Origin of the sequence: Streptomyces dioscori, from assembly GCF_003024195.1 — a bacterium.
GTDB classification, from domain to species: Bacteria; Actinomycetota; Actinomycetes; order Streptomycetales; family Streptomycetaceae; genus Streptomyces; species Streptomyces dioscori.
In genome coordinates, this window is sequence record NZ_KZ679055.1 from 140,036 (window position 1) to 164,980 (window position 24,945).

At 71.0% G+C, this 24,945-nt stretch carries 20 protein-coding genes; 14 read left to right on the top strand and 6 right to left on the bottom strand.

What is annotated here, in order from left to right:
- Positions 1-52 precede the first annotated feature (52 nt).
- The 3 genes from C6Y14_RS36180 to C6Y14_RS36190 all read right to left on the bottom strand — a co-directional run bounded on the left by C6Y14_RS36180 (position 53) and on the right by C6Y14_RS36190 (position 1,825).
- Positions 53-322, bottom strand: a complete 270-nt coding sequence (locus C6Y14_RS36180; protein ID WP_107021126.1) for a hypothetical protein — start codon at positions 320-322, stop codon at positions 53-55.
- 115 nt (positions 323-437) lie between these two features.
- Entirely contained in the window at positions 438-1,238 is an 801-nt protein-coding gene (locus C6Y14_RS36185; protein WP_107021127.1) for an anti-sigma factor, read from the bottom strand.
- Positions 1,235-1,825, bottom strand: a complete 591-nt coding sequence (locus tag C6Y14_RS36190) for a sigma-70 family RNA polymerase sigma factor (protein WP_107021128.1) — start codon at positions 1,823-1,825, stop codon at positions 1,235-1,237. Before C6Y14_RS36190 ends, C6Y14_RS36185 begins: the two co-directional genes overlap by 4 nt.
- A 209-nt stretch (positions 1,826-2,034) precedes the next feature.
- Between C6Y14_RS36190 and C6Y14_RS36195 the strand changes: the two genes are divergently transcribed.
- The 4 genes from C6Y14_RS36195 to C6Y14_RS36210 all read left to right on the top strand — a co-directional run bounded on the left by C6Y14_RS36195 (position 2,035) and on the right by C6Y14_RS36210 (position 8,835).
- Positions 2,035-3,573 carry a DUF4331 domain-containing protein gene (locus tag C6Y14_RS36195; RefSeq protein ID WP_107021129.1) on the top strand — a complete coding sequence of 513 codons (1,539 nt, stop codon included), beginning with the start codon at positions 2,035-2,037 and terminating at the stop codon, positions 3,571-3,573.
- 158 nt (positions 3,574-3,731) lie between these two features.
- Positions 3,732-5,306 (top strand): tetratricopeptide repeat protein, encoded by a 1,575-nt coding sequence (locus C6Y14_RS36200; protein WP_107021130.1) that lies wholly within the window; start codon positions 3,732-3,734, stop codon positions 5,304-5,306.
- 95 nt (positions 5,307-5,401) lie between these two features.
- A complete protein-coding gene (locus C6Y14_RS36205; RefSeq protein ID WP_107021223.1) occupies positions 5,402-7,090 on the top strand; it encodes an urease accessory protein UreH domain-containing protein in 1,689 nt (562 codons plus the stop codon).
- Positions 7,091-7,134: 44 nt separating this feature from the next.
- Entirely contained in the window at positions 7,135-8,835 is a 1,701-nt protein-coding gene (locus C6Y14_RS36210; protein WP_107021131.1) for a serine/threonine-protein kinase, read from the top strand.
- Here C6Y14_RS36210 and C6Y14_RS36215 read toward each other — a convergent pair.
- The gene (locus C6Y14_RS36215; protein ID WP_107021132.1) at positions 8,819-9,628 is read right to left on the bottom strand and encodes an SGNH/GDSL hydrolase family protein; all 810 of its coding nucleotides are present in this window, start codon (positions 9,626-9,628) and stop codon (positions 8,819-8,821) included. The two genes, C6Y14_RS36210 and C6Y14_RS36215, sit on opposite strands and share 17 nt — an antisense overlap.
- Before the next feature lie 317 nt (positions 9,629-9,945).
- Between C6Y14_RS36215 and C6Y14_RS36220 the strand changes: the two genes are divergently transcribed.
- The 7 genes from C6Y14_RS36220 to C6Y14_RS36250 all read left to right on the top strand — a co-directional run bounded on the left by C6Y14_RS36220 (position 9,946) and on the right by C6Y14_RS36250 (position 20,002).
- A complete protein-coding gene (locus C6Y14_RS36220) occupies positions 9,946-11,154 on the top strand; it encodes a S8 family peptidase (protein WP_107021133.1) in 1,209 nt (402 codons plus the stop codon).
- Between the two features lie 198 nt (positions 11,155-11,352).
- Entirely contained in the window at positions 11,353-11,799 is a 447-nt protein-coding gene (locus C6Y14_RS36225) for a hypothetical protein (protein ID WP_225891454.1), read from the top strand.
- A gap of 19 nt (positions 11,800-11,818) precedes the next feature.
- Positions 11,819-12,913 (top strand): GNAT family N-acetyltransferase, encoded by a 1,095-nt coding sequence (locus C6Y14_RS36230; RefSeq protein ID WP_107021225.1) that lies wholly within the window; start codon positions 11,819-11,821, stop codon positions 12,911-12,913.
- A gap of 367 nt (positions 12,914-13,280) precedes the next feature.
- Positions 13,281-14,147, top strand: a complete 867-nt coding sequence (locus C6Y14_RS36235; protein ID WP_225891455.1) for a glycosyltransferase family 2 protein — start codon at positions 13,281-13,283, stop codon at positions 14,145-14,147.
- Complete coding sequence (locus C6Y14_RS36240) at positions 14,144-15,202, top strand: glycosyltransferase family 2 protein (protein WP_107021134.1); 1,059 nt, start codon at positions 14,144-14,146, stop codon at positions 15,200-15,202. Before C6Y14_RS36235 ends, C6Y14_RS36240 begins: the two co-directional genes overlap by 4 nt.
- Positions 15,199-16,008: a polysaccharide deacetylase family protein gene (locus C6Y14_RS36245; protein ID WP_199854983.1), complete on the top strand. Its 810-nt coding sequence runs from the start codon at positions 15,199-15,201 to the stop codon at positions 16,006-16,008. Before C6Y14_RS36240 ends, C6Y14_RS36245 begins: the two co-directional genes overlap by 4 nt.
- Positions 16,001-20,002 (top strand): lipopolysaccharide biosynthesis protein, encoded by a 4,002-nt coding sequence (locus C6Y14_RS36250; protein ID WP_107021136.1) that lies wholly within the window; start codon positions 16,001-16,003, stop codon positions 20,000-20,002. Before C6Y14_RS36245 ends, C6Y14_RS36250 begins: the two co-directional genes overlap by 8 nt.
- Before the next feature lie 171 nt (positions 20,003-20,173).
- On the opposite strand, the gene C6Y14_RS36255 is transcribed toward C6Y14_RS36250, so the two are convergent.
- On the bottom strand, positions 20,174-21,592 hold the full coding sequence (locus tag C6Y14_RS36255) for a GH39 family glycosyl hydrolase (protein ID WP_107021137.1): 1,419 nt from the start codon (positions 21,590-21,592) through the stop codon (positions 20,174-20,176).
- Positions 21,593-21,746: 154 nt separating this feature from the next.
- Between C6Y14_RS36255 and C6Y14_RS36260 the strand changes: the two genes are divergently transcribed.
- Positions 21,747-22,841 (top strand): DUF5925 domain-containing protein, encoded by a 1,095-nt coding sequence (locus C6Y14_RS36260; protein WP_107021138.1) that lies wholly within the window; start codon positions 21,747-21,749, stop codon positions 22,839-22,841.
- Between the two features lie 208 nt (positions 22,842-23,049).
- On the opposite strand, the gene C6Y14_RS36265 is transcribed toward C6Y14_RS36260, so the two are convergent.
- Entirely contained in the window at positions 23,050-23,430 is a 381-nt protein-coding gene (locus tag C6Y14_RS36265) for a GntR family transcriptional regulator (RefSeq protein ID WP_199854984.1), read from the bottom strand.
- 71 nt (positions 23,431-23,501) lie between these two features.
- On the opposite strand from C6Y14_RS36265, the gene C6Y14_RS36270 reads away from it, so the two are divergent.
- Both C6Y14_RS36270 and C6Y14_RS36275 read left to right on the top strand, forming a co-directional pair.
- Positions 23,502-24,431, top strand: a complete 930-nt coding sequence (locus C6Y14_RS36270) for a GNAT family N-acetyltransferase (protein WP_107021140.1) — start codon at positions 23,502-23,504, stop codon at positions 24,429-24,431.
- Positions 24,412-24,933, top strand: coding sequence for a DUF402 domain-containing protein (locus tag C6Y14_RS36275; RefSeq protein WP_107021141.1), 522 nt, complete (start codon positions 24,412-24,414; stop codon positions 24,931-24,933). Before C6Y14_RS36270 ends, C6Y14_RS36275 begins: the two co-directional genes overlap by 20 nt.
- Positions 24,934-24,945 lie beyond the last annotated feature (12 nt).

Here is a 24,945-nt window from a genome sequence, read left to right on the forward strand (position 1 = left end):
TTCCGCTGGTCCTGCTCGGTTTCGGCCGCCGTTCAACGACCGGGGTCGCCTGTCAGCGGCCGCCGAACAGGGAACGGCGCAGCCGGCGCAGCGGTGCGAAGAGCGAGACCCGCCTCACTCGCGCACTCCTGCCGGTGCGGTCGTGCGCGGTGTCACGTGCGGTCAGCTCGCGCATCAGAGACGTCGCCTCGGCCGCCTCACGCTGAGGGATGGCAGGGCCACCCATCACCGAAAGATGGCGGTCGAGGCGCGAACTGGTCGCGCTGCTCCCACACGTGATCGCAGGGACTCGCGCCCTGCCACGCACTGTTATCTGTTCCATGTCACTCCCCACCCGTACGAGGGCACCCGGCCCGGGCAGGTTAACCCTATCGCTCCCTCATCACACTCGTGTATCCCGGGCACGGGATTCACCTACCCGCAAAGGGGGTTGACGATTACTCTCCGAATCCGAGCGATTTCAGGGCGAGTTGGACAACCGGTGCGGTGGTGGGCTGCGGCGAGCCGCCGTCGGGCTCGACGGTGACAGCGAGTGAGATCGCGTCCGAGTTCAGTCCGGTGGCAATCAAGGGCGTGTCGCCGTCGAGGAGTCCCAGGGAGCGCGGTTTCTCCTCCGGTCGCATGAGCCACAGCTGGTGGACCCTTTCGTTCGAAGGCGTACCGAGCCCGGCCGAGGTGACGACGGCGGTCTTCTGCGAGGCGGACGCGACGACGCCGATGCCCTGACCGTTCGCGTCACGTCCGGCGGCGGCCCGTGCGTCGGGCGCCGCGAGAACGTGGGCGATCTCACGTGCCTGTGCCCGCTGTTCGGCCAGCTGGTCCTGCGTCCGGGACGCCTGCATGCCGAAGAGCGCGGCGACGACGAGAGCGGCGGCGGCCGTGGTGGAGGCCAGCGGGATGAGGAAGACCGAGAAGGGTGAGCGGCGGGCGCGGGAGGGCGGCCGTTCCGTACGCGTGCGGGCCGCGGGTTCCGCCCGTGCCGGGAGTTCCGCGGGGGCCGGCTCCTGAGGGGTCGTCCGGATGGCCGTCAGGACCCGGTCGCGCATCGCGGCGGGGGCCGGGGCGGCCGTGGACCAGGCGAGGCGGACCGCGTCCTCGCGCAGGGCGCGCACTTCGGCGGCGCAGCTGTCGCAGCGCTTCAGGTGCTTCTCGAATCGCTTGTGCTCATGGGGTTCCAGGGCGTCGAGGGCGTACGGGGCGGCCAGCGAGTGCAGTTCGCCGCGGCGGAGGATGCTCATGCGACACCTCCGAGGCAGTCGCGCAGCCGGGTGAGTCCGTCGCGCATGCGGGTCTTGACCGTGCCGAGCGGCAGGGAGAGCCGTTCGGCGACTTCACGGTAGGTGTAGCCGTCGTAGTAGGCGAGGGTGACGGACTGTCGTTGCAGGGCGGTGAGCCGGTCCAGGCAGCGGCGTACCCATTCCCGTTCGAGGCCGGCCTCGACCTCCTCGGCGACATGGTCGAAGGCGGGGCCGTTCGCCCGCCTGGCCATGCGCAGTTCGCGTTCCGTGGCGGAGCGGGCGCTGCGGACCCGGTCGACGGCCCTGCGGTGCGCGAGGGTCAGGACCCAGGCGAGTGCGCTGCCGCGGCCTGGGTCGTAGCGCGCGGCGGAGCGCCAGAGTTCGAGAAGCACCTCCTGCGCCACTTCCTCGGACTGGGCCGGATCGCGCACCACGCGGCGTACCAGCCCGAAGACCGGCCCGGACACCAGGGCGTACAGATCCTCGAAGGCCTTCTGGTCGCCTCCGGCCACGAGCACCAGAAGTTCGTCCGCCTCCACCCGTTTCCCCCTTCGCCGGTCTGAACGGCTCGTCCCGTCCTCACGTATTCGGCGCAGGAACGCCGTCGGATGGGGTTACGGATCAGCCGCTCGAAAACGCGGGTGAATTTCGAACCAATCCTTATTCCCCCCGGCTCCGAATGGCGTGCATCAGGCATCACCCACCGACGCGGTACGAGCGTGGGGGCGAACCACTCGACAGGTCGCTCCCGCCACATCACCGCCGGAACACAGCTTTGGGACAGAGGACGGACGGCATGACACCTTTCACCAGCGGGTTCGTGGGACGCAGGAGCCTCGCGACCCTTGTCTGCGGTGCGCTGGCCACCGGCGGGCTCGCGGCCGTCGGCGTGAGTGCGCTCGAACCGGGGGCGGCGAGCGCCTCCAGTCACCGGGAGGCTCCGCTCATCTCGGGGCAGCCGCAGTACGACAACACGGACGTGTACGCGTTCGCGAGCCCCGACAAACCGGATACGACGACCATCATCGCCAACTGGATCCCGTTCGAGGAGCCGGCCGGCGGACCGAACTTCTTCCCGTTCGCGGAGGACGCCCAGTACGACCTGCACATCGACAACAACGGTGACGCGCAGGGCGAACTGGTCTTCCGGTACACGTTCGAGACGCATGTCAAGAACGACAAGACGTTCCTGTACAACACCGGCCCGGTCGAGAGCCTCGACGACCCGGACCTCAACATCACGCAGACGTACGACATAGACCTGCTGCAGCTCAAGGACCAGCACCTGGTCAAGAAGACGAAGTACGCGGACGACGTGGCGGTCGCGCCGTCCAACGTCGGCAAGGCGTCCATGCCTGACTACGCCAAGCTCCGTTCCCAGGCCGTGCACGAACTGCCGGGCGGGGCCACCACGTTCGCCGGCCAGGCGGACGACCCGTTCTTCCTCGACCTGCGCGTCTTCGACCTGCTGTACGGCGGGAACCTGTCCGAGGTCGGCAACGACACCCTCAAGGGCTACAACGTCAACTCCGTCGCCCTCCAGCTCCCCAACGACGTGATCCAGGAGTCGGCCGACCAGCCGATCGTGGGCATCTGGTCGACGACGCAGCGCAAGAACGCGAGCGGCCACTACCGCCAGGTCTCGCGCCTCGGTATGCCGCTGGTGAACGAGGTCGTCAACCCGATCAAGGACAAGGACAAGTTCAACGCGTCCGCGCCCTGGAACGACGGTGACTTCCTGAAGAACGTCACGGAGCCCGAGCTGCCGAAGCTCATCGAGGCGATCTACAAGATCGAGGCGCCCGACGAGCCCCGCAACGACCTCGTCGACGTGTTCCTGAAGGGCGTGGAAGGCCTCAACCAGCCCCCGAACGTGCGTCCCTCGGAAATGCTGCGTCTCAACACCTCCACCAAGCCGGCCGCCGAGGAGAAGCGTCTCGGTGTGCTGGACGGCGACAACGCGGGCTTCCCGAACGGCCGCCGCCTCGGCGACGACGTGCTGGACATCGCGCTGCAGGTCGTCGAGGGCGAACTGGTCGGCTCCAAGAACGACCTCGGTGACGCCGTCGACAAGAACGACGTGAAGTTCGAGAAGGCGTTCCCGTACGTCGGTCAGCCGACCTCGGGTTCGCGCGGGCCGCTGGCCAAGGGCACGACCGGTACCAACGACGTCCGCAACCAGCTCGGTGACGCGCTGCAGCCCGCCGGTACGACCGGCACGGGCGGTATGGACGACACCACGCTGATCGCCGTCTCGGCGGCCTCGGGCGCGGCCGGGTTCCTGCTCGTCGGCACGGGTCTGCTCTGGTGGCGCAGCCGCCGCCGGTCGTACTGACCGCGGCCGGCCTGCATCCCTGACTGCTGACCGGCATCCCTGACTGGCGCGGTCCGTGCGTAACCGTCCCCCACGGCGCACGGGCCGCGCCACCCACCGCGGCGAACACAACCATCACGTGAACCACCTTTTCCAGCATGGCGATTGAGGAGAGCGCAATGTCCCCGCGTAGCAACGACGACGCGCAGGAGAGGGACCTCGTCGACGAGGCCGCCGACCCGGCCGGGACGGCTGAGACACCTGCCGACCCGGCCGGGACGGCCACCACGGCCACGACGGCAGGTTCGGCCGAGGCGCCCGAGGCGGCAGGGACGGTCGAACCGGCAGGGGCGGCCGGGACGGCGGGGACAGCCGGGACCGACGGTCAGCTTCGGCCGACGCCCGGGGAGCGCCGGGGATCCGGGCGGTCCCGGGCGCTGCAGCTCGCGGCCTGCGCCGTCGCTCTCGCCGTCGCGATGACCGCGGGGGCCGTGGTGCTGGGCAACAGGGACGGCGACCGCACCGGCACGGTGTCGTCGGCGCCCGGCCTCAATCCCGAACTGCTCGCGGGCGGCAGCCTGGCCTCGGGCATCTCCGCACTGCAGTCCCATCTCAAGGCGCAGCCCAAGGACTCGGGCGGCTGGGCCACGCTGGGCATGGCGTATGTCGAACAGGCCCGCACCAACGGCGACCCGTCCCGCTATCCGCAGGCGCAGCGCGCGCTGGAGCGGTCGCTGAAGCTGAGCCCCGACAACGATCCGGCGCTGGCGGGCCGGGCGGCGCTGGCCGCGGCCCGGCACGAGTTCCCCGACGCGCTGGCCTTCTCGGAGAAGGCACTCGACGAGAACGCCTTCAACGAGCGCGCGCTGTCGGTCCGCGTCGACGCCCTGGTCGAACTGGGCCGCTACAAGGAGGCGGCCAAGGCCGCCGACGAGGCCGACTCCCGCCGCCCGGGCGTCCCGGTCTTCACCCGGTACGCCTATGTGCGTGAGCTGCGGGGCGACATCGGAACGGCACGCCGTGTCCTGAAGCAGGCGCTGGCCGGTGCCACCGCGCCCGGCGACATCGCGTACGTGGCGGGTTCGCTGGGCCAGCTCTCCTGGCGCGAGGGCGACTACGGGACCGCGCTGACGTACTACGAGCGGGCGCTGCGGGCCGACAGGACCTATCTGCCGGCGCTGGAGGGCCGCGCCCGCGCACAGGCCGCGAACGGCGACCGGGCGGCAGCCATCCGCGGGATGGAGGAGGTCGTGGCGCGCTTCCCGCTGCCGGGCCCGCTGGTCGTGCTCGGCGAACTGTACGAGGCGCGCGACGACGAGGGGGACCCGGCGAAGGCCCGCGACCAGTACGCGCTGGTCGACGCCTGGACCTCACTGGCCCGCGCCAACGGCGTCAACGCCGATCTCGACACCGCCCTCGCGGCGGCGGACCACGGCGACCGCGAGGCCGCCCTGCGCGCCGCCCGCGCGGAGTGGGAGCGCCGGCACACCGTGCACACCGCGGACGCGCTCGCCTGGGCCCTGCACGTCAACGACCGAGACGACGAGGCCCTGCCCTACGCCCGGCGCGCCACGGCGACCGGCTACCGCGACGCCACGTTCCTCTACCACCGCGGCATGATCGAACGCGCCACGGGCCACGAGAAGGAGGCCCGCGGCAGCCTGTCGTCGGCTCTCGAACTCAACCCCGGCTTCTCCCCGGTGGGCGCGAAGCAGGCCGAGAAGGCCCTGACCGCCCTGGGCGGTGCGCGGTGAGCGCCGCCGTACTGCGCGGGCTCCGCTCCCGCCTCACCGGCAACCGTGGGTCGTCCGTGCGCCGCCGCGCGTACGGGTCCTGCGCCGCCGTGCTCATGGCCGCCTGCGCGCTCGTGCTGATCCCCTCCGGGACGGCCTCGGCGCACCCGCTGGGAAACTTCACCGTCAACCGGTACGACGGTCTCGTCGTCGCACCCGGAGAGCTCCGGGTCCTGCATGTGGAGGACCTCGCGGAGATCCCGGCGACCCAGGCGCAGCCCGCCATCGACAAGGCGGGCATGGGGAGTTGGGCGCGGGAGCGGTGCGAGACGGCGGCCGGGAGGAGCCGGGTGACCGTGGGCGGGAAGCCCGCCGCGCTGACCGTCGGCGAGAGCCGCGCCCAGGTGCGTCCCGGGCAGGCAGGGCTCAAGACACTGCGGGTGGAGTGCCGTTGGACGGCGGCGCTGCCCGACGGAAACCCGGCGCTGCGCTTCCGTGCCTCCGTGGACGACGGACCGGGCTGGCGCGAGGTCACGGCACGCGGCGACCGGATGACGCTCACGTCGTCCGACGTACCCGAGAAGTCCATATCGGGTGAACTGACCCAGTACCCGGCGGAGTTGCTGTCGTCCCCGGCGGACACCGCGTCCGCCTCACTGCGCGTACGCCCCGGCGGCCCCGCGCTCGTCGAGGAGAACACCGACGCGCCAGCCTCGTCCGTGCTGCCGCGCGGCGCCGACCGTTTCACGCGGGCGCTGGACGACTTGGTCTCCCGCCAGGACCTGACCTTCGGTTTCGCCCTGCTGGCCCTGGCGCTCGCGGTCCTCCTCGGCGCGCTGCACGCGCTCGCGCCGGGGCACGGCAAGACGCTGATGGCCGCGACGGCCGCGGCCCGCGGCGGCCGGGCGAGTATGCGCGACGTCCTGCCCCTGGCTGCGTCGGTGACCATCACCCACACTCTCGGCGTCGCGGCGCTGGGCCTCCTGGTCACCGCCGGCTCGGCGGCGGCGCCCTCCGTGGTGACCTGGCTGGGCGTGGCGAGCGGCGCCCTCGTGATGGCGGCCGGCCTCACCCTCGTACGACGGGCCTGGCGGAACCGAGCCCCTGCCCACGCGCACGCTCCGGCACACGAGCACACACACGAAGGCGGGCACGCGCACACGCACGAGGCTGGGCACGCGCACGAGCACGAGCATGGTCAGGGGCATGAGCACGGTACCGGGCACACCCACCAGCACGACAACGCCCTGGCCGGCGTCCACGAGCGTCGGCCCGTACTCGCGCACTCCCACGCCGGCGGTGCGGCCCGGACCTCGGGGCACGGCACCGCCGCCGCCCTCCTGGAACCGCCCCCGCACAGCCGTTCCGAGAAGGACGGCCACTCCCACGACCACGGTGACGGCCGTTCCCGCACCCACACCCACACCCATGGCGGCTTCACCCACAGCCACGAGATCGCGCCGACCCTGCGCGGCACGATCCTGCTCGGCTTCGCCGGCGGGCTGGTGCCGAGTCCGTCGGCCGTCGTCGTCCTGGTGGGCGCCGCCGCCCTCGGCAAGGCCTGGTTCGGGCTGCTGCTCGTCCTCGCGTTCGGCGTCGGACTCGCCCTGACCCTCACGGCGGCCGGGGTCGCCGTGGTCAAGCTGGGCAGTGGGGTGAGCCACGTGCTGGCGACCCGCTCACGCTGGGCCGACGGGCCGGTGGTCGCGCTGGTACGCAGGACCGTGCCCCTGGGGTCCGCGTTCGTCGTCGTGGCCCTCGGGGTCGGACTGGTGCTCAAGGGGGCGGCAACCGCACTCGGTTGAGCTACTTTTGTTCAGAATCGTGCGGATGCGAATGGGGGACGCCCGTGTCCGAAGAACCGGGCAGTGAACGCGTGATCGCCGGCCGATACCGCCTGCTCTCGCCGCTGGGCGAGGGCGGGATGGGGACGGTGTGGCGGGCCCGCGACGAGGTGCTGCACCGCGAGGTCGCCGTCAAGGAGGTACGGGCCCCGGGCGGGCTGCCGGGCCCCGACGTCGAGCGGATGTACGCCCGCCTGGAGCGTGAGGCGTGGGCCGCGGCCCGGGTCTCGAACCGCAATGTGGTGACGGTCTACGACGTGGCGACGGAGGACGGCCGCCCGTGGATCGTGATGGAGCTGATCCGCGGGATCGCACTGTCCGACGCGCTGGACGCGGAGGGCCCGATGCCTCCTCAGCGCGCCGCCCACATCGGCGCGGAGGTGCTCGCCGCGCTGCGGGCCGCGCACGAGGCGGGGGTCCTGCACCGGGACGTGAAGCCGGGCAACGTCCTGCTGTCGAACGACGGCCGCATCGTGCTCACCGACTTCGGCATCGCCACCGTCGAGGGCAGTTCGGCGCTCACCATGACCGGCGAGGTGATCGGCTCGCCGGAGTTCCTCGCCCCGGAGCGGGCGCTGGGGCGTACGCCGGGGCCCGAGTCGGACCTGTGGTCGCTCGGTGTGCTCCTGTACGCGGCCGTCGAGGGGAACTCGCCGTTCCGGCAGAACACCCCGCTCAGCACCCTGCGCGCGGTCGTCGACGAGGAGTTGCCGCCGCCGCTGCGGGCGGGCCCGCTCGCTCCGGTCATCGAAGGGCTGCTGCGCAAGGACCCGGCGGAACGCATGTCCGCCGAGGACGCCGAGCGGGATCTGCGGCTCGTCTCGGCCGGCGGTACGCCCCGTACGGGGCCCCTCCCCTACTCTCCGACGGTCGCCGCGTTCCCGCAGGCGGACCAGCGGGACGCGACCCGACCGTCCCCGGTGCCGGCGTACTCGCCCGCCTCCCCCGGCCCGCAGAGTCCGACCGCCACGACGACGGCCGCGCAGCCCGACCGTCCCCGGCGCGCCATGATCGTGATGATCGCGGGGCTGGCCGCTCTCGCCCTGGCCATCGCGGGCCTGAGCTACGCGCTGATCAACCGCGGCGACGGGGGCGACGGCGGGAACGGGGCCAAGAGCTCGAACGGCGGGACCACGAGCGGCGGCTCGACCGGCGGGAACGACAGCGGCGCGAGCAACGGGAGCGACGGGGGCGGCACCGACGGCGGCTCGACGACGGAGAACTCCGGTACGAGCGGGTCGGACGGCGGCTCGACCACGGGCGGCGGGAGTACGACGCCCGCGCCCACCCAGTCCGTGAAGGTGACGGTCTCGGGCTCGCACACCGACTACACCGGCGCCTGCCCGCCGCCCGAGGCGGAGGCTCCGACCTTCACGGCGACGTTCACCGTGGGCGTCGTACCGGTCGATGTGCAGTACCGCTGGGTGACGGAGACCGGCGAGGTGTCCGACCCCGGCTGGAAGACGCTCTCGTTCCCGCAGGGCGGCGGGAAGACCAAGCAGAACACGGTCGTCCTGACGACGTACGACACGTCCGGGACGCTCACGAACAAGATCGGTGTGGAGGTCCGCAGCCCGCAGCGGACGGAGTCGAACCAGGTGCCGTTCTCGGTGACGTGCGAGACGGAGGCCCCGACGGGCGGGACCTCCGGCTCCGGTTCTCCGCAGGCACTGGCTCCGAACGGGGCGGTCAGGCCGCGGACGTGAAGACGGGCAGGTAGCCGCCCGACTGACCGGCGGCGGTCGGGTGGTAGGACTCGCCGATGTTCAACCAGTTGACGCTGTGCAGCCAGGCGCTGCCGGAGCAGATCTCGTGGTTGGTGAAGGTGGGGCGTACGTCACCGAACGTGAAGCCGTGGTCGGCGGCGCGCTTGGCGATGGCGCTGTCCAGGTGGTCGGCGGCGCCGTTGATGGCGGCCCGTTCCGTCTCGGTGAGACCGGTCAGGCAGCTGCCGCTCAGCTTGTAGAAGCGGGGGTAGCCCAGCACGACCACCTGGGCCGCCGGGGCCTTGGCGCTGATCGCCGAGTAGACCGAGTCGAGCCTGCCGGGGAGTGTCGAGTCGACGTACGCCTTCGCCGTGTTGACGCGGGCGACGCAGGTGCTCTCGGACTGCAGGACACAGGTCGTCATGACGTCGGCGAAACCGGCGTCGTTGCCGCCGACGGAGATCGAGACGAGGCCGGTGCCGGAGTTGAGCGGGCCCAGCTGGTTCGCCAGAACATCACTCGTACGAGCGCCCGAGCAAGCGGTGAAGTCGAAGGACGAGGGTGAGTTCGCGGCCGCCCACAGGTAGGGATAGGCCTTCGTGCTGCGCTTGCAGTCGCCGCTTGAGCTGATGTAGCTGCCCGCGCCGACGCCGGAGGAGTAGGAGTCGCCGAGGGCCACATAGCCCGTGGCGGCGGCCTGTTCGGATGCCTGGGCCGTCGCTGCCCCGGTGAGGGCGAAGGCGGCGGCGAGGAGAAGTGAGGTCACGTATGCCGTAAGTCGGGAACGTCTCATGGAACCTCCCTTTAGCAGGATCTCTGCCGTGACTTTGGTACCAGCCGCACGTGTCGCCAGGAAGTGTTCATGCCAAGACTTTTCTGGACAGGCAGGTAGTTCTTCCTGGCGTTCACCACACGTTCGATTGCGTGCTCATGACAGACATGTGACATACCCTCAACTCCCTTGAGCTACGCCCGTAGATCGATCACGCTGATGTCTCAACCGGTAGCGGAACGCGACGCTCCTGGCTGTGCGCGCAATCACGTGCGCACCCCCCACAGACGCGCGCCCCATCCCAGGCGCGCGCCGCCTATGAGGAGGAATCCCTCGTAATGGCACAGCTGCGTAGCAAGAAGATCCGGATCGCCGCGGCGACCTCCGTGGTGACCGCCGCCCTGCTCGGCGCCGTCACCGCCCTCCCCGCCCAGGCCGCACCGGCCGAGGGCCGGGTCCTGGCGACGGACTCCCCCACCGCCGTCAAGGACAGCTACATCGTCACGCTCAAGAAGGGCGCCGGCTTCAAGGCCTCGTCGGCCCAGGGCAAGAGCCTCATCAAGGGATACGGCGGCACCGTCGCGAAGACGTTCGGCGCCGCGCTGAACGGCTACTCGGCGAACCTCTCCGCGGCCGAGGCCCGCAGACTCGCCGCCGACCCGTCGGTGGCCACGGTCGAGCAGAACCAGATCGTGCGGGCGAGCGACACCACCCAGTCCAACGCGCCCTGGGGTCTCGACCGGTCCGACCAGGCGTCACTGCCGCTCTCCGGCACGTACACCTACCCGGACTCGGCGGGCAGCGGAGTGACGGCGTACGTCATCGACACCGGCGTACGCATCACGCACTCGCAGATCAGCGGGCGGGCCAGCTACGGCTACGACGCCGTGGACGGCGACACCGTCGCCTCCGACGGCAACGGTCACGGCACGCACGTCGCCACGACCATCGCGGGCTCGACCTACGGCATCGCCAAGAAGGCGAACATCGTGGCGGTCCGCGTGCTCGACAACGCCGGGTCCGGCACCACCGCGGGCGTCATCGCCGGCATCAACTGGGTGACCGCGAACCACAGCGGTCCCTCGGTGGCCAACCTGTCGCTCGGCGGGGGCGCGTCCTCCACGCTGGACGCCGCGGTGTCCAACTCCATCGCGAGCGGGGTGACCTACGCGGTGGCGGCGGGCAACAGCAGCGCCAACGCCTCGTCGTACTCGCCGGCCCGGGTCGCCGCGGCGATCACTGTCGGGGCGACCACCAGCACGGACGCGAAGGCCAGCTACTCGAACTTCGGGTCGGTGCTGGACATCTTCGCGCCCGGGTCGTCGATCACAGCGGGCTGGAACACGAGCGACACGGCTACGAGCACGATCTCCGGTACGTCGATGGCGACGCCGCATGTCGCGGGCGCGGCGGCGGTGTATCTGGCCGGTCACACCTCGGCGACTCCTGCCCAGGTCGCCACGGCCCTGGTGAACGGCGCCACCACCGGCAAGGTCACGTCCCCCGGCACGGGCTCCCCCAACCGCCTCCTGAAGATAGTCCCGTAACCAACCCGCACCCCAAAGACCGCGCCGTTCCCCGCACCCCTTCAGGGGCGCGGGGAACGGCGCGGCCCGCCCCCACCGGCCCGCGGGCGAAAGACAACCCCCCTTCACGCGCCGGCAGCCGCCACAGGGCTTGACTGCCCCCGGACAGCTGCGCGACATTGAAGCCCGGCATCCGGCGCTTCAGGGGGCAAGTCGCCCATGCAGACCATAGGTATCAAGTCATCATCATCACACCCGCCCGACCCGGACGGCGAAGAGCGGTTACGACAGGCGCGAACCCCGGCAAGGGACCTGCTCCCCCTGCTCGCGGGAGCGGCCACCACGATCGCCGGCGTAGGCGCCGTACTGGCCCTCGCCGACATCGACTCCCCCCTGCGTGCCCCGTTCACGCTCTTCTTCCTGCTCGCCGCCCCCGCCGCCACCGTGGCGATCGCCCTGCGGAACCTGGAACCGGTCGGCCGCGTCCTGGCGTCCCTGTCGGCAGCGGTAGCTGTCAATCTTCTGGTCGCCCAGGGCATGCTCGCCGTGCACCGGTGGTCGGTCCCGGGCGGCATCGCGGCCGTGGCCGCACTCAGTTCCCTCATTCTCCTGCTGGTCCTGGTACGGCGCCTGCGCGGCCGTACGGCGAGAAGACGGGTCTCCTGACGTGGACGACGTGAACGACGTGGCCATCAGCGTGTACCGCCCCGGCGAACTGACCTCCGCCGACCGGTCGGCATGGACGGCCTTCCAGTCGAAGGCCCATCTGCACGACACACCGGAACTCGCGAACCCGTTCCTGTCCCCGGAGTTCACGCTGGCCGTGGGCCGCTGCCGGCGCGGCGTACGGATCGCGGTCATCAGGGAGAACGGCGAGCCCGCCGCGTTCTTCCCCTTCCACACCACCGCCGCGGGCGTCGGCCGCGCGATCGGCCTGGGCATCTCGGACTGCCAGGGGCTGGTCCACCGCCCCGGTTTCACCTGGGACGCCCGGGAGCTGCTGCGGGCCTGTGGGCTCTCCGTGTGGGAGTTCGACCACCTGGCGGAAGGCCAGACGCCGTTCGAGGCCGGAGCCTCCGGCACCTTCCCGTCCCCCGTCATCGACGTGGACCGCGGCTACGAGGCGTTTCTGACCCAACTGCGCGCCCGGTCGCCGAAGTTCACCCGGACCACGCTCGCCAAGGAGCGCAAGCTGGGCCGTGACCACGCGGACGTGCGGTACGTGCACGACGAGCGCGACCCCGAGGTGCTGAGCACGCTGATGCGCTGGAAGTCGGCGCAGTACCGCAGGACCGGGCGCAGCGACCGCTTCGCGCACGACTGGATCACCCGGCTGGCACAGCAGCTCTTCCACAGCCGTTCCGAGTCGTTCGCCGGGCTCCTGTCGGTGCTCTACGCCGACGGCCGGCCGATCGCCGCGCACTTCGGACTGCGCTCCGAGCGGGTCCTGGCGTGCTGGTTCCCCGCCTACGACCCGGAGTTCTCGAAATACTCCCCGGGATTGATCCTGCATCTGCGCATGGCCGAGGCGGCCGCCGCCGACGGCATTGCCTATCTGGATCTCGGCCGGGGTCAGAAGGAATACAAGGACTCCCTGAAGACACGGGAACTCACCGTGTCCGAAGGGTGGGTTGCGCGCCGCCATCCCGTGGCGTTCGGACACCGGGCGCGGCGCGCCCCCGTCCGCGCTCTGCGCAATGCGGTGCTGGGGAGGCCGGAGTTGTTCGAGCCGGCCGACAAGATGCTCAAACGGATGGGGAAGATCCGTTCGGGCGGTTGAGTAACGGCCAAAACAACAAAAACGTGAGGCCATGTTCCAGGTCTTGCCATAGCGTCTCAATCATCAATACCGTCGTACATCTCACCCGCATCGGTCCATCAGTGCATATGCGATCTAGGGGAGGGCTCAAGATCGCGACGAGGGCCCGGCGCGGGGCGCGGTAGGGGGGTGCCGTGCTCGGTGACCGCAACTGTGCCGAGCCGTGCCGCGAGACCGACCCAGACAGTCGGCCAGTTATGCCAGCTCACCCGGCGTGGACGGAGATCTATTTCGGCATGCCGTGAGTGAGAAACCCCCCTTTCGAACCGGACAAAGAACCGGACCGCCCAGGGGCGGGCGGTCCACCGGACGAGAGGGACCGGACTCAATGACTTCTTTTCTGCGCCCGGCGGATTCGGGACAAGATCAGATCAAGGACCAGCTCAGGAATGAGTTTCAAGGTCAGATTCAGGATCAGATCACTGCCAGCACGTACCGGCCCATATCAACTCACCTGGCCATAGCGCCGCCGGTGAGCATCGTGATTCCCGCCATGAACGAGGCGGAGAATCTCCCGTTCGTCTTCAAGACACTTCCGCAGTGGATTCACGAAGTGGTGCTCGTCGATGGGAATTCCACCGACGACACCGTGGCCGTCGCCCGCGAGCTGTGGCCCGACGTCAAGGTCATCGAGCAGCGCGGCAAGGGCAAGGGCGACGCACTGATCACCGGTTTCGAGGCGTGCACCGGCGACATCATCGTGATGGTCGACGCGGACGGCTCGGCCGACGGTCACGAGATCGTCAGTTACGTCTCCGCGCTGGTCTCCGGGGCCGACTTCGCGAAGGGTTCGCGGTTCGCCAACGGCGGCGGCACGGACGACATGACACCGATCCGCAAGCTCGGCAACTGGGCGCTGTGCACGGTCGTCAACCGCAAGTTCGGCGCGCGCTACACCGATCTCTGCTACGGATACAACGCGTTCTGGCGGCACTGCCTGGACAAGATCGACCTCGACTGCACGGGCTTCGAGGTGGAGACCCTGATGAACATCAGGGTGGTCAAGGCGGGGCTGAAGGTCCAGGAGATACCGAGCCACGAGTACGTCCGCATCCACGGCGCGAGCAATCTGCGGGCCGTGCGTGACGGACTGCGGGTGCTCAAGGTGATCCTCAAGGAGCGCTCCAACCGGCGCTCGCTGCGCCGCCGCCCGCGTGCGCTCACGCTCGGCTCCGGTACGGGAGAAGCGTCTTGAGCGCTCCGGACATCTCAGTGGTGATCTGTGTCTACACCGAGGACCGCTGGGAGGACATTCTCGCGGCGGTCGCCTCGGTGCGGGCGCAGTCCCGGCCCGCAAGGGAGACCCTGCTGGTCGTCGATCACAACCAGACACTCCTGGACCGGCTGGCGAAGGAGTACAAGGAGTACAACGAACGCGAGGAGCACGAGGGAGCCGGGGAGGTGCGGGTGCTCGCCAACGCGGGCCCCCGTGGCCTGTCCGCGGGCCGCAACACCGGTATCGCCGCCTCCCGCGGCGACGTCATCGCCTTCCTCGACGACGACGCGGTGGCCGAGCGCGACTGGCTCCGCCACTTCGCCGAGGGGTACGAGGATCCGCTGGTGATGGCGGTCGGCGGCCGGACCATGCCTATCTGGGCGTCGGGCCGCCGGCCCGTCTGGTTCCCCGCGGAGTTCGACTGGGTGGTGGGCTGCACGTACAAGGGGCTGCCGCCCGGCCGGGTCCGGGTACGCAACGTACTCGGCGGCAACGCCTCGTTCCGCCGTACGGCCTTCGACGCGGCGGGCGGTTTCGCGACCGGCATCGGGCGCGACGGCGACAGACGTCCGCTGGGCTGCGAGGAGACGGAGCTGTGCATCCGGCTCACCCGGGCCCGGCCGGACGCCGTCCTGCTGATCGACGACCGGGCGGTGATCCACCACCGGGTGCCGGAGACACGCGAGCACTTCGCGTACTTCCGCACCCGTACGTACGCCGAAGGTCTGTCCAAGGCCCTGGTCGCCCGGAGCGTCGGGGCCGGCAAGGGACTTGAGTCGGAGCGCCGCTACACCACGCGTGTGCTGCCCGCCGGAGTCGCGCGCGGGCTGCGCGACGCGCTGCTCGCCCGCCCCGGCGGCGCGGGCCGGGCCGCCGCCATCGTCACCGGAGTCGTGACGGCGGCGGGCGGCTACGCACTCGGGAGCGTCCGGGCGCGCAGGGGCGGAACCACGTTCGCGGCGCTCCCGATCGAGCGGAACAGCCGGACCGGGGGGACCGACGCGATCGAGCGGACCGAGGGGGCCGAACCATGAGTGGATCACCCGAGCCGCGCGTGCCGATCCTCATGTACCACTCGGTGGCGAAGGCGCCGAACGACGCCACCCGCACGCTGTCCGTGACACCCGAGGCGTTCGCCGAACAGATGGCACTGCTGCGCGGCTCGGGCTTCACCCCGGTCGACACCGCCCTGCTCGCCGGGAGTTGGCGCGAGTCGGCACCCCTGCCGGAACGCCCCGTACTGATCACCTTCGACGACGGCTACGAGGGCGTGCACCGGCACGCCCTGCCCGTGCTCACCCGGCACGGCTTCGCGGCCACGCTGTTCGTGTCGACGGGCTGGCTGCGCGGGGAGTACGACACCGGGGGCGGCCTCGACGTCATGCTCGACTGGGACCAGGTGCGCGAACTGGGCTCCTCCGGTGTCGAGATCGGCGGCCACAGCCATACGCATCCGCAGCTGGACCAGCTGCCCGACGACGCCCTGCGCTACGAACTGCGGCACTGCCGGGAGATCATCGCCGCCGAACTGGGCGTGCTCCCGGCGTCGTTCGCGTACCCGTACGGCTACTCCAGCCGCCGGGTGCGCCGGGCCGTGCGCGAGGCGGGCTTCACCCAGTCGCTCGCCGTGGGCAACGCCCTCGCGCGGCGCCGCCAGGGACCGTACGCGCTGCGGCGGGTCACCGTGCGCCGCAGCACCGGGATCGAGGAGTTCGAGCGGCTCGTCGAGGGCCGCGCGATCGCCCGTATCTTCGCCAGGGACCGTGCCCTCACCAAGGGGTACTCCATGGTCCGCAGAGCACGACAGGTTCGCCGGAAGGCCATCCGTTCCCGTGTCTGACACGACCACGGCCGAAGCCGACACCCCCGCGCCCGATCCACCCGAACGGTCCGGGCGGCGCCTGCGCCTGCCCCGGCTCGGGCCGTCGTCCGGAGGCAGCCAGCTGTTCCGGAACGCCTACGCCCTGATGCTGAACACCGGTATCTCGGCCGTCCTCGGGCTCGGCTTCTGGCTGGCCGCCGCCCGGTACTACTCCGAGTCGGCGGTCGGGCAGGGCTCCGCCGCGATCGCCGCGATGAAACTCCTCGCGGGCCTCACCGCGGTGACGCTGACGGGCGCCCTGGCCCGGTTCATCCCGGTGGCGGGACGCGGCACCGGCCGGCTCATCCTCCGTACCTACCTGGGCAGTTCGGTGGTCGTGGCGCTCGCCGCCGGCGTCTTCCTGCTCACGCTGGGGCTCTGGGGATCCTCGTACCGCTTCCTGCACGACCCGCTCATCGGCATCTGCTTCGTCCTGTCGGTCGTCGCCTGGTCGGTGCTGACCCTCCAGGACGGCGTACTGACCGGGCTGCGCAGCGCGCTGTGGGTGCCCGTCGGCAACACCGTGTTCTCGGCGGTCAAGCTGGCGCTGCTCGTGGCGTTCGCGTCGGCGATCCCGACCATGGGTGTCTTCGTGTCCTGGGTCGCGGCCATCGCGGTGTCCGTGCTGCCGCTGGGCTGGCTGGTGTTCCGGCGGCTGGTCCCCCGGCACGTCGAGGCGACAGCGGAGGGCGCCGAAACGCCCACCATGCGGGAGATCGGACGGTTCCTGGCCGGCGACTACACGGGCTCGCTGTTCTCTCTCGCCGTCGTCTACCTCGTCCCGGTGATCGTCGCCTCGCAGGTCAGCTCCGCCGACAACGCGTACTTCTACATCACCACCACCATCGGCGGCACGGTCAACCTGCTCGCCATCAACATGGGCGCCTCGCTGACCGTCGAGGGCTCGCACGACCCGGCACGGCTCGCCGCGAACACCCGGGCGGCACTGCGCCGGATGGCACGGATCATGCTGCCGGTGGCCGGGGTGCTGTTCTTCGGGGCCCCCTGGATCCTCGGCGTGTTCGGCCAGGGGTACGCGGACGCGGCGACGCCACTGCTGCGCTGGTTCGCGGTCGGAGCGGTACTGCGGGTCGTCATGGAGACGTACTTCGCGGTGCTGCGCGCCCAGAGCCGCACCGGCGGACTCGCCTGGCTGCAGGGCCTGTTGTGCGTACTGGTCCTCGGCCTGACGGTGATCCTGCTGCCCCGCATGGGACTGACCGGCGCGGGCGTAGCGGAGATCTCCAGTCTCGCGGTGATCGTGCTGCTCGCCGCCCCGCGCCTCTACCGGATCGTCATGACCGCGCCGCCCGAGGAAGCCTCCGGGGACGCGGCGCCCGACGGTGACCTGGCGGACCTGGGCACCCGCGAGGTGCCGGGACCGAAACAGGACGGGCCGGCGAAGGACGGGGCGAGGAAGGACGGGCCACGGAAGGGGCGCGGTCCGGCCTGGGCGCAGCGCCTGGACACGGACACGCTGGCGCTCGGTGTCCAGCTCGACTTCGACCACCTGGAGCGGCGGCCGGACGTACGGCCCGGTCCGGGGACACCCCCGGCGGGCATACCCGCGGTCGACCGACCGGGCCGCCCGCCGAGCCGTACGCCGGTCCCTCGGCCCGGCTCTCGGCCGGATGACCGCTCGGACCACCGCACGGACCACCGGCCGGACCACCGGCCGACCTGGGCGCTGAAGGCACCCCGGGCTCCAGAGCAACACCCCTCCTCCCGGTTGGAGTTGGGCCTTCCCGTCGAGCGGCGGGAACCGGGTTCGGAGACCTCCCTCAGCCCGTCCGAGATCGAGGTGGACGCCCCCTTCGACCCACCGGTCGGCGGCATCGCCGAGGAACCGGAGGGCGTACGCGCGGCAGGCGCGTCCGGCACGGGCGGCGCGTCCGGAGCCGTACGGGAGGCGGACGGGCCCGGACCGTCACAGCCGCCGGCCGCCGGGTGGCAGCGGTTGCGGCCGACCCGCCTCGGGGTGCTGCTCGGCTGTCTGCTGACGGCCGCGCTCGTCCTGTACTGGGTACCGGCGTCCGAGCTCGGGGAACGCGATCTCGACCGGATGGGCGGGCTCGGCCTGATCTCCGTCCTGCCCACACCGACCCTGGTCGGCGCCGGGTTGCTGGTCCTGGTGTTCGCCTCGCTGCTCTGGCTGGGGCGCGAGCACAAGGCCCTGCTCATGGTCACCCTGCTGGCCACCGTGGTGTCGCTGCACGCGCTGCCCGCCGTGATCGAGACCGAGCCGCGGTTCGCGACGGCCTGGCAGCACCTGGGGTTCATCGACTACATCGACCGCACCGGCTCGGCCGTCCCCGACCTGGACGCCCGCTGGAGCTGGCCCGGCTTCTTCGCGGCGGCGGCGTTCCTCTCGAAGGCCTGCGGGGTCGACGACCTCACCGAGGTCATCCGCTGGTGGCCGACGGCCATGCAACTCCTTTACCTGGCACCGCTGTTCCTGCTCGTACGCCATATGCGGGCGAGCTGGCGCGCTCAGTGGACCGGCATCTGGATCTTCGTGCTCAGCGGCTGGGTGGGCCAGGACTACTTCTCCCCGCAGGGCTTCACCTATCTCCTCTACCTGGTCTTCGTGGCGATCCTCCTGGTGTGGTTCCGGGCGCCACGGGTGCTGTGGACGAGGATGCGGCCCGGCGAACTGGAGGTCGAACCGACCGGCCGACGCGAACGGGCCGTACTGCTCATGGTGCTGATCGGCCTGTTCATGGCGACCGTGCCGGCCCACCAGCTCACGCCGTTCGTGATGCTGGGCGTCCTCGCGGCCCTCGTCCTGGCCGGCCGCTCCGAACTGCGGGGGCTGCCGATCCTGTTCGCCGTCGTGGTCAGCGTGTGGATCGGCTTCCTCGCCGAGCCGTACTGGTCGGGCCACTTCGGCGAACTGTTCGGCGGCGTCGGCGGGGTCGGCGACAACGTCTCGTCCTCGGTCTCCGGCCGTATCGGCGAGGGCAGTTCGTCCCACACACTCGTCCTCTACGCCCGCGTGGCACTGGCCGGCGGCGTGCTCGCGCTGGCCTGCTGGGGCTGGTGGCGCCGACGCGACCACAAGTACCGCGAACGGTCGCTGCTCGTCCTCACCTTCGTCCCGTTCCTCGGCTTCGGCATGCAGTCGTACGGCGGCGAGATGGCACTCCGCGTCTTCATGTTCGCCCTGCCGGGCGCGGCCCTGCTCGCCGGCCTCGCGCTCTTCCCGCGTACCGGCGTCACCGCGGACGAACGCGACAAGGACCGGGTGAGCCTCGCACCGCTCGCCGCACTGCTGGTGGGCCTCGTCCTGGTGGGCGGCTTCCTGGTGGCCCGCTGGGGCAACGAGCCGTTCGAGCGGATCAGGCCGGGCGAGGTCGCCGCGATGGAGTACGTGTACGCCCACGACAAGCCCACCACGCGGGTGCTGTGGCTGAGCAACGACACGGTCAACAACGTGACCCCGGCGATGCCGTGGGGCGAGCGGGACATGGAGAAGGTGAACTACGTACCGACGCTCGCGCCCGCCGATCCCGTGCTGGTGTCGAGCCTGGTCAAGGCGCTCAAGGACGCGGGCCCGAACTCGTACCTCATGATCAACCGCAGCCAGGTGACGTACCTGCAGCTGGACATCGGCTACTCGAAGACGTACGAGTACCGGCTCATCCGCAACCTCGACGCACGGCAGGAACTGCGCAAGGTCTTCGTGAACGAGGACGTGTCCCTGTACGCCCTGCGGCAGCAGCCGAGCGGCAAGGTCGCCAAGGCCGACCCCGGCCCGATCGGTCCGCAGGTGACCTGGACGCCCTGGTCGGTGGTGGGGGCGCTCGCGGCGGTCGCGCTGATCGCGCTGCTCGCGACGCGGGAGGTCGTACGGGTGGCCGTACGCCCGAGCGTGCGCCAGCACCTGTGGCTGCAGTCGACTTTCTGGTTCTCGCTGCCCCTACTGGCTCTGCTGCTGGCGTCCCTGATCCAGAGATTCCTGACGATGGCTTGAGCCAAGGCGAAAAGATTGCGCCGTTCCCCGCGCCCCCGATCGGGGGCGCGGGGAACTGCGCAATCTTTTGGGCTTTCGCCCTTGGGGGCGCGGGGAACTGCGCGACAAGCCCCCACCGGCCCGCAGCCGACACACGACCCGCCCCGCCCCGCCCCCTACCGACCTACCGGCCTACCGGCGAACCCACTTCACTTCATACGCGCCCATGGCGAACCGCTTCCCATCAACCTCCGCACTGATCGTGCGCCCCAGCGTGTTCACCACAAGAACAACCCGGTCCGACGCAAGAACCCGCACATTGGCCCGATCGTCCGCCGCGACAGCCACCGACTCGTACCGCGTCCCGGGAGGGAACTCCGCCCCGAACCGGGAGAGAAGGCCGAGCATCGGCAACGGCTCACCCCCCGAGGAACGATCCGTGGGCGTCCACAGACACCCCGCGCACCCGCCCCCCTTCTCCGTCTCCGGATTCCAGTAGAAACCGGAGGTGGCCCCGCCCCGCGCCATGGCGATCAACGCGGCCGCGTGCACGGCGACCCGGTGCGACTCGGACCACCCGTCCCGTACGTCGTCGCGGTCCGCGGGCTCCACGTAGTACTCGGCCCACCACAGCGGTAGATCACCGGTCCGCGACCGGACCCACCGGCTCACGGCCGTGAACTTCCCGGTCGCCGCGAACTCGTCGGGCAGCAGCTCGTCGTCCCTGGTGTAACTGGACCCGTCGACGACGACGAAATCCGCGCCCGCCTTGTGCTTGTTCCAGTAGTCGAAGGCGTCGAGAACGCGTTGGTCCAGCGCGCCCCAACTGCCCCGCACCGTGGGCGAGGCGTCCTCCTTCTGGCGGGGGTCGACGCTGTCCATGACCAGATAGGGCCCGCCGACCTCGATGTCCTTGTCGACCTTCTTGAGCGCCTTGTAGACGAGGTTGTACAACTCCGTGTAGCCCTCGTAGTCCCAGCGGGCGGCGGAGTCGTTCCAGAAACCCTTGAACTCGTTCCACACGATGAGGTGGCGCACGTCCGGGTAACGCCTGGCGACAGTCGCGGCGAGAGCCGCGTAGTCCTTGTAGTGGGCGCGGTCCGGAGCCGTCTCCAGCGCCGCCTGGCTCCAGTCGGTGCGGTCGGAGCCGGGCTTGCCGCCCTTCATCCAGTCCGGCGCGCAGCACAGCGTGACGACCGGCGTGCCGCCCGTCGCACGGACGAAGTCGATCCGGCGGTCCATCGCCTCGAAGTCGTAACGCCCCTTCACCGGCTCGGGGTTGTCGGCGCCCCAGCCCATGATGTGCTGGATCTGCGGCGGGGACTGCTCACCGAGGCGCCGCTCCACCCGCTTCGTGGCCGCCGCGCTGCCCTCGTCGGCGCTGTACTGGGTGTGGGTGAACCCCCAGCCCACTTCCGGTTCCGGCGCCGGGGGGACGGACGGTGTGCCGTGCACCTTGTCGCCGTCGCGGGTCGTGCCCGCCTCACTCCCCGCGCTTCCCGGCAGGGTGTGGATCAGGGTCAGGACCAGGGCCAGAGCGGCCACACCCACGCCGAGCAGAGCGGTGAAGCGCCACCGCCGAGCCCCCGAATTCCACCCATGACGTGCCATCAAGGACAACAGTAACCGCGCGCGTCAGCGGCGGAACAGCTTCCGGAACACCACAGCCGTGTAACAGGACAGCGTCCGGACCCACTCGCGGACGCCCGTGGACGCAACGCGGAAACCGGATGCACGGGGCGTCCGTGTGACGGATCATGTCGGCATGTCTGCCAACCCGCACGACGCGCTGCCGATCCGGCTCAACGTCGACGACAGCGACTCACCGTCGGACGTCGTCGACGCGCTGTTCCTCGGCCGCTTCGCGACGGGCGAGCAGCCGCACTCGCACTCGGCGAACATCGACCGCGTACGGTCCGGGGTCTCCCTTCTCCCGCCGGGCGCCCGGGTGTTGCGGTCCGCCCGCGACGACGACCGCAGCGCGACACTCGCGGAGGGCGACGGCTGGACGCTGCTCGTGTCGCGCTGGAACCGCGGCGCCGACGTGACGGTCACCGCGACCAGCGAGGAGCTGGCCGAGAAGGTCCTCGGCCAGGCCACGGACGGCGCGGCCGACGAGCCGGAACCGCAGCCGGAGAACGTGACGATGGGGTTCTGGTACGTGTCCCCGCGGCGCGGCCCGCACCGCACGACCCGGCAGATCTCGGCGGGTACGTGGGAAGAGGTGCGCGGCAACTACACGGCGCCGGTGGCGGACGCCATGGACGGGCTGATGAAGACCACGCCCGAGGACATCGCGGGCCGGCTGTTGTTGCTGCACGGTCCGCCGGGCACGGGCAAGACGTCGGCGCTGCGTACGCTGGCGCGCTCGTGGCGGGACTGGTGCCAGGTGGACTGCGTCCTGGACCCGGAGCGCCTGTTCTCCGACGTCGGCTACCTCATGGACATCGCCATCGGCGAGGAGGACGGCTCGGGGAAGGGACGCTGGCGGCTGCTCCTCCTTGAGGACTGCGACGAACTGATCCGCGGCGAGGCCAAGCACACGGCGGGTCAGGCGCTCTCGCGGCTGCTCAACCTCACGGACGGCTTGCTGGGCCAGGGCCGCAACGTCCTGGTGGGCGTCACCACCAACGAGGACCTGGAGCGCCTGCACCCCGCGGTGGTCCGCCCGGGCCGCTGTCTCGCCCGCATCGAGGTCGGCCCGCTGACCCGCCGGGAGTCCACGGCCTGGCTGGGCACGGAGGAGGGCGTGGGCCGGGACGGCGCGACGCTGGCGGAGCTGTACGCCCTACGCAGAGGCACCACCCCGACATCGGTCCCGGACCAACGGACCGACACGGAGGCAGGCTTGTACCTCTAGCCCCCACCCACTCACCAGCACCGCCGTGGAGTCCCGCCGCAACGGCGAGCAACCACCGCGGCGGATCCCGGCGGTGCCGAATCCACGTCTGCCCGCTCGGTCCGTGCAGGCCACGGCCACCGGCCACCGGCCGCCGCCCGGGACCCGGCCGCGGCGGTCGGCCGGGGTGGCCGGGCAGGGCGGTGGGGCGACGGCCGCGCCCCACCCGTCAGCCGGACTCCCCATAAGCCGCGCGCAGCGCGTCCCGTACCGCGGCGAGCGCGGCGGCCTCCGACAGCCCGAGCCGCCGTACGCGCTCGGCGTAGGCCTGCGCGTCGGACGCGGCCGTACGGTCGGCGGCCGAACCCGCGGCAGCGACCAGCGTGCCGTTGCGCCCCCGCGTCTCGATGACCCCGTCGGCCTCAAGCGCCCGGTACGCCTTGGCGACCGTGTTGGCGGCGAGGCCGAGCTCCTCGGCCAACCCCCTCACGGTGGGCAGCCGGTACCCCACCGGCAGCACCCCGGCCCTCGCCTGCTCGGAGATCTGGGCGCGCACCTGCTCGTAGGGCGCGACCCCCGTACCGTCCTCGATGTCGATCTTCAGCGTCACCCGCCGATTGTCCCGCACCCGCCGGAAAATGAGAGGCGGCCTGCCGCACCCCGCGCGTAGCGTGCGATTCCATGACTGTGATCGTCCGCGACCTCCGCACCGAGGATGCCGAGGACGCCGAAGGCTTCTCGCACATCCGGCGTCTGGCGCTCCCCTACATGCTCTCCACCCCGCAGTCCGTCCTCCACGACGTCACGCACGCCCACCCCGACGCGCATTTCCGGCCGCTGGTCGCCGAGGAGGACGGCGAACTCATCGGCACGGCCCACACGGGCGTCGTGTACGACAGTCCGCAGCCGGGCCAGGCCTATCTGAACGTGTACGTGCACCCGGGGCGCCGGGGCCGCGGCGCCGGCACGCTGCTCGTACGGACCGCGGAGGAGCATCTCGCCGAGGTGTCCGCGACGAAGCTCTTCGCCTGGGTCCTCGACGAACCCGCGAACCGTTCCTTCGCCGAGCGGCGCGGCTACCGCGCGAGCCGCTCCGCGCACTTCCTCCGCCTCGACCTGGCGCACAGCCCCCTGCCCCCGCGCCCGCAGGCACCCGCGGGCGTGGAGTTGCGCACGGCGGCGGACTACGCCGACGACCCGCGCCCCCTCTTCGAACTGGACGCGGAGACGCTCGCGGACGAACCGAGCGACATCGCCCACGAGTTCACCGACTACGAGGCGTGGCTGAAGGAGACCTGGCACCACCCTCTCCTCAGCCAGGAGTTGACCTCCGTCGCGGTCGTGGACGGCCGGCCCGCCGCGTTCAGCGCAGCCCGCACCGACGGCCGCACCCGGTACGGAACGGTGATGACCGGCACGGCCCGCGCCCACCGCGGACGCGGTCTCGCCAAGCTCGCCAAGGCCGACTCCCTGCACCGCGCCCGCGCCGCCGGCTTCACGGAGGCGTTCACGGGCAACGACTCGGGCAACGGCCCGATGCTCGCGATCAACAAGTGGTTCGGTTACGAGATCTGCGCCACGGAGGTACAGCATGTCCGCGAACTCGGCTGATCCCGCACGCCGGAAGGCCGTGGACATCGTCCTGGTCAAGGCCGGCCGTACGAAGATCCGGTACCCGGCCGACCTGCTCCACGACGACGGGACGCACGTCGTCGTCCGCGCGGCCTGGGCGGGAGCCGGCGTCCGCGACTTCGGCTTCGTACGCTTCGAGCCGGGCGACGTCTTCACCGAGCACTACTGGCGCGACCGCTGGTACGCGGTGAAGGAGGTCCGCGACGCCGAGGGCACGCTCAAGGGCTGGTACTGCGACATCACCCGCCCGGCCGAGGTCACCCTGGCAGACGGCACGCCACGCGAGGTGGTCTGCGAGGATCTCGACCTGGACCTGTGGCGCTCCGCCGACGGCGGGACCGTACTGCGCCTCGACGAGGACGAGTTCGCGGCGAGCGGCCTGGAGACCACGGATCCACGGGCCGCGTCCGCCGCCCGGTCCGCCCTGGACGCACTCGAACTCCGCGCCCACGAAGGCGATTTCGAAGCGCTGCTGACCTAGCCGCCGCAGCCT

Bases quoted from the DNA above. Each gene is read 5' to 3' on its own strand.
- C6Y14_RS36180 (WP_107021126.1), bottom strand. From the start codon at position 322: ATGGAACAGATAACAGTGCGTGGCAGGGCGCGAGTCCCTGCGATCACG.
- C6Y14_RS36185 (WP_107021127.1), bottom strand. From the start codon at position 1,238: ATGAGCATCCTCCGCCGCGGCGAACTGCACTCGCTGGCCGCCCCGTAC.
- C6Y14_RS36195 (WP_107021129.1), top strand. From the start codon at position 2,035: ATGACACCTTTCACCAGCGGGTTCGTGGGACGCAGGAGCCTCGCGACC.
- C6Y14_RS36200 (WP_107021130.1), top strand. From the start codon at position 3,732: ATGTCCCCGCGTAGCAACGACGACGCGCAGGAGAGGGACCTCGTCGAC.
- C6Y14_RS36205 (WP_107021223.1), top strand. From the start codon at position 5,402: ATGGCCGCCTGCGCGCTCGTGCTGATCCCCTCCGGGACGGCCTCGGCG.
- C6Y14_RS36215 (WP_107021132.1), bottom strand. From the start codon at position 9,628: ATGAGACGTTCCCGACTTACGGCATACGTGACCTCACTTCTCCTCGCC.
- C6Y14_RS36220 (WP_107021133.1), top strand. From the start codon at position 9,946: ATGGCACAGCTGCGTAGCAAGAAGATCCGGATCGCCGCGGCGACCTCC.
- C6Y14_RS36225 (WP_225891454.1), top strand. From the start codon at position 11,353: ATGCAGACCATAGGTATCAAGTCATCATCATCACACCCGCCCGACCCG.
- C6Y14_RS36235 (WP_225891455.1), top strand. From the start codon at position 13,281: ATGACTTCTTTTCTGCGCCCGGCGGATTCGGGACAAGATCAGATCAAG.
- C6Y14_RS36245 (WP_199854983.1), top strand. From the start codon at position 15,199: ATGAGTGGATCACCCGAGCCGCGCGTGCCGATCCTCATGTACCACTCG.
- C6Y14_RS36255 (WP_107021137.1), bottom strand. From the start codon at position 21,592: ATGGCACGTCATGGGTGGAATTCGGGGGCTCGGCGGTGGCGCTTCACC.
- C6Y14_RS36260 (WP_107021138.1), top strand. From the start codon at position 21,747: ATGTCTGCCAACCCGCACGACGCGCTGCCGATCCGGCTCAACGTCGAC.
- C6Y14_RS36270 (WP_107021140.1), top strand. From the start codon at position 23,502: ATGACTGTGATCGTCCGCGACCTCCGCACCGAGGATGCCGAGGACGCC.
- C6Y14_RS36275 (WP_107021141.1), top strand. From the start codon at position 24,412: ATGTCCGCGAACTCGGCTGATCCCGCACGCCGGAAGGCCGTGGACATC.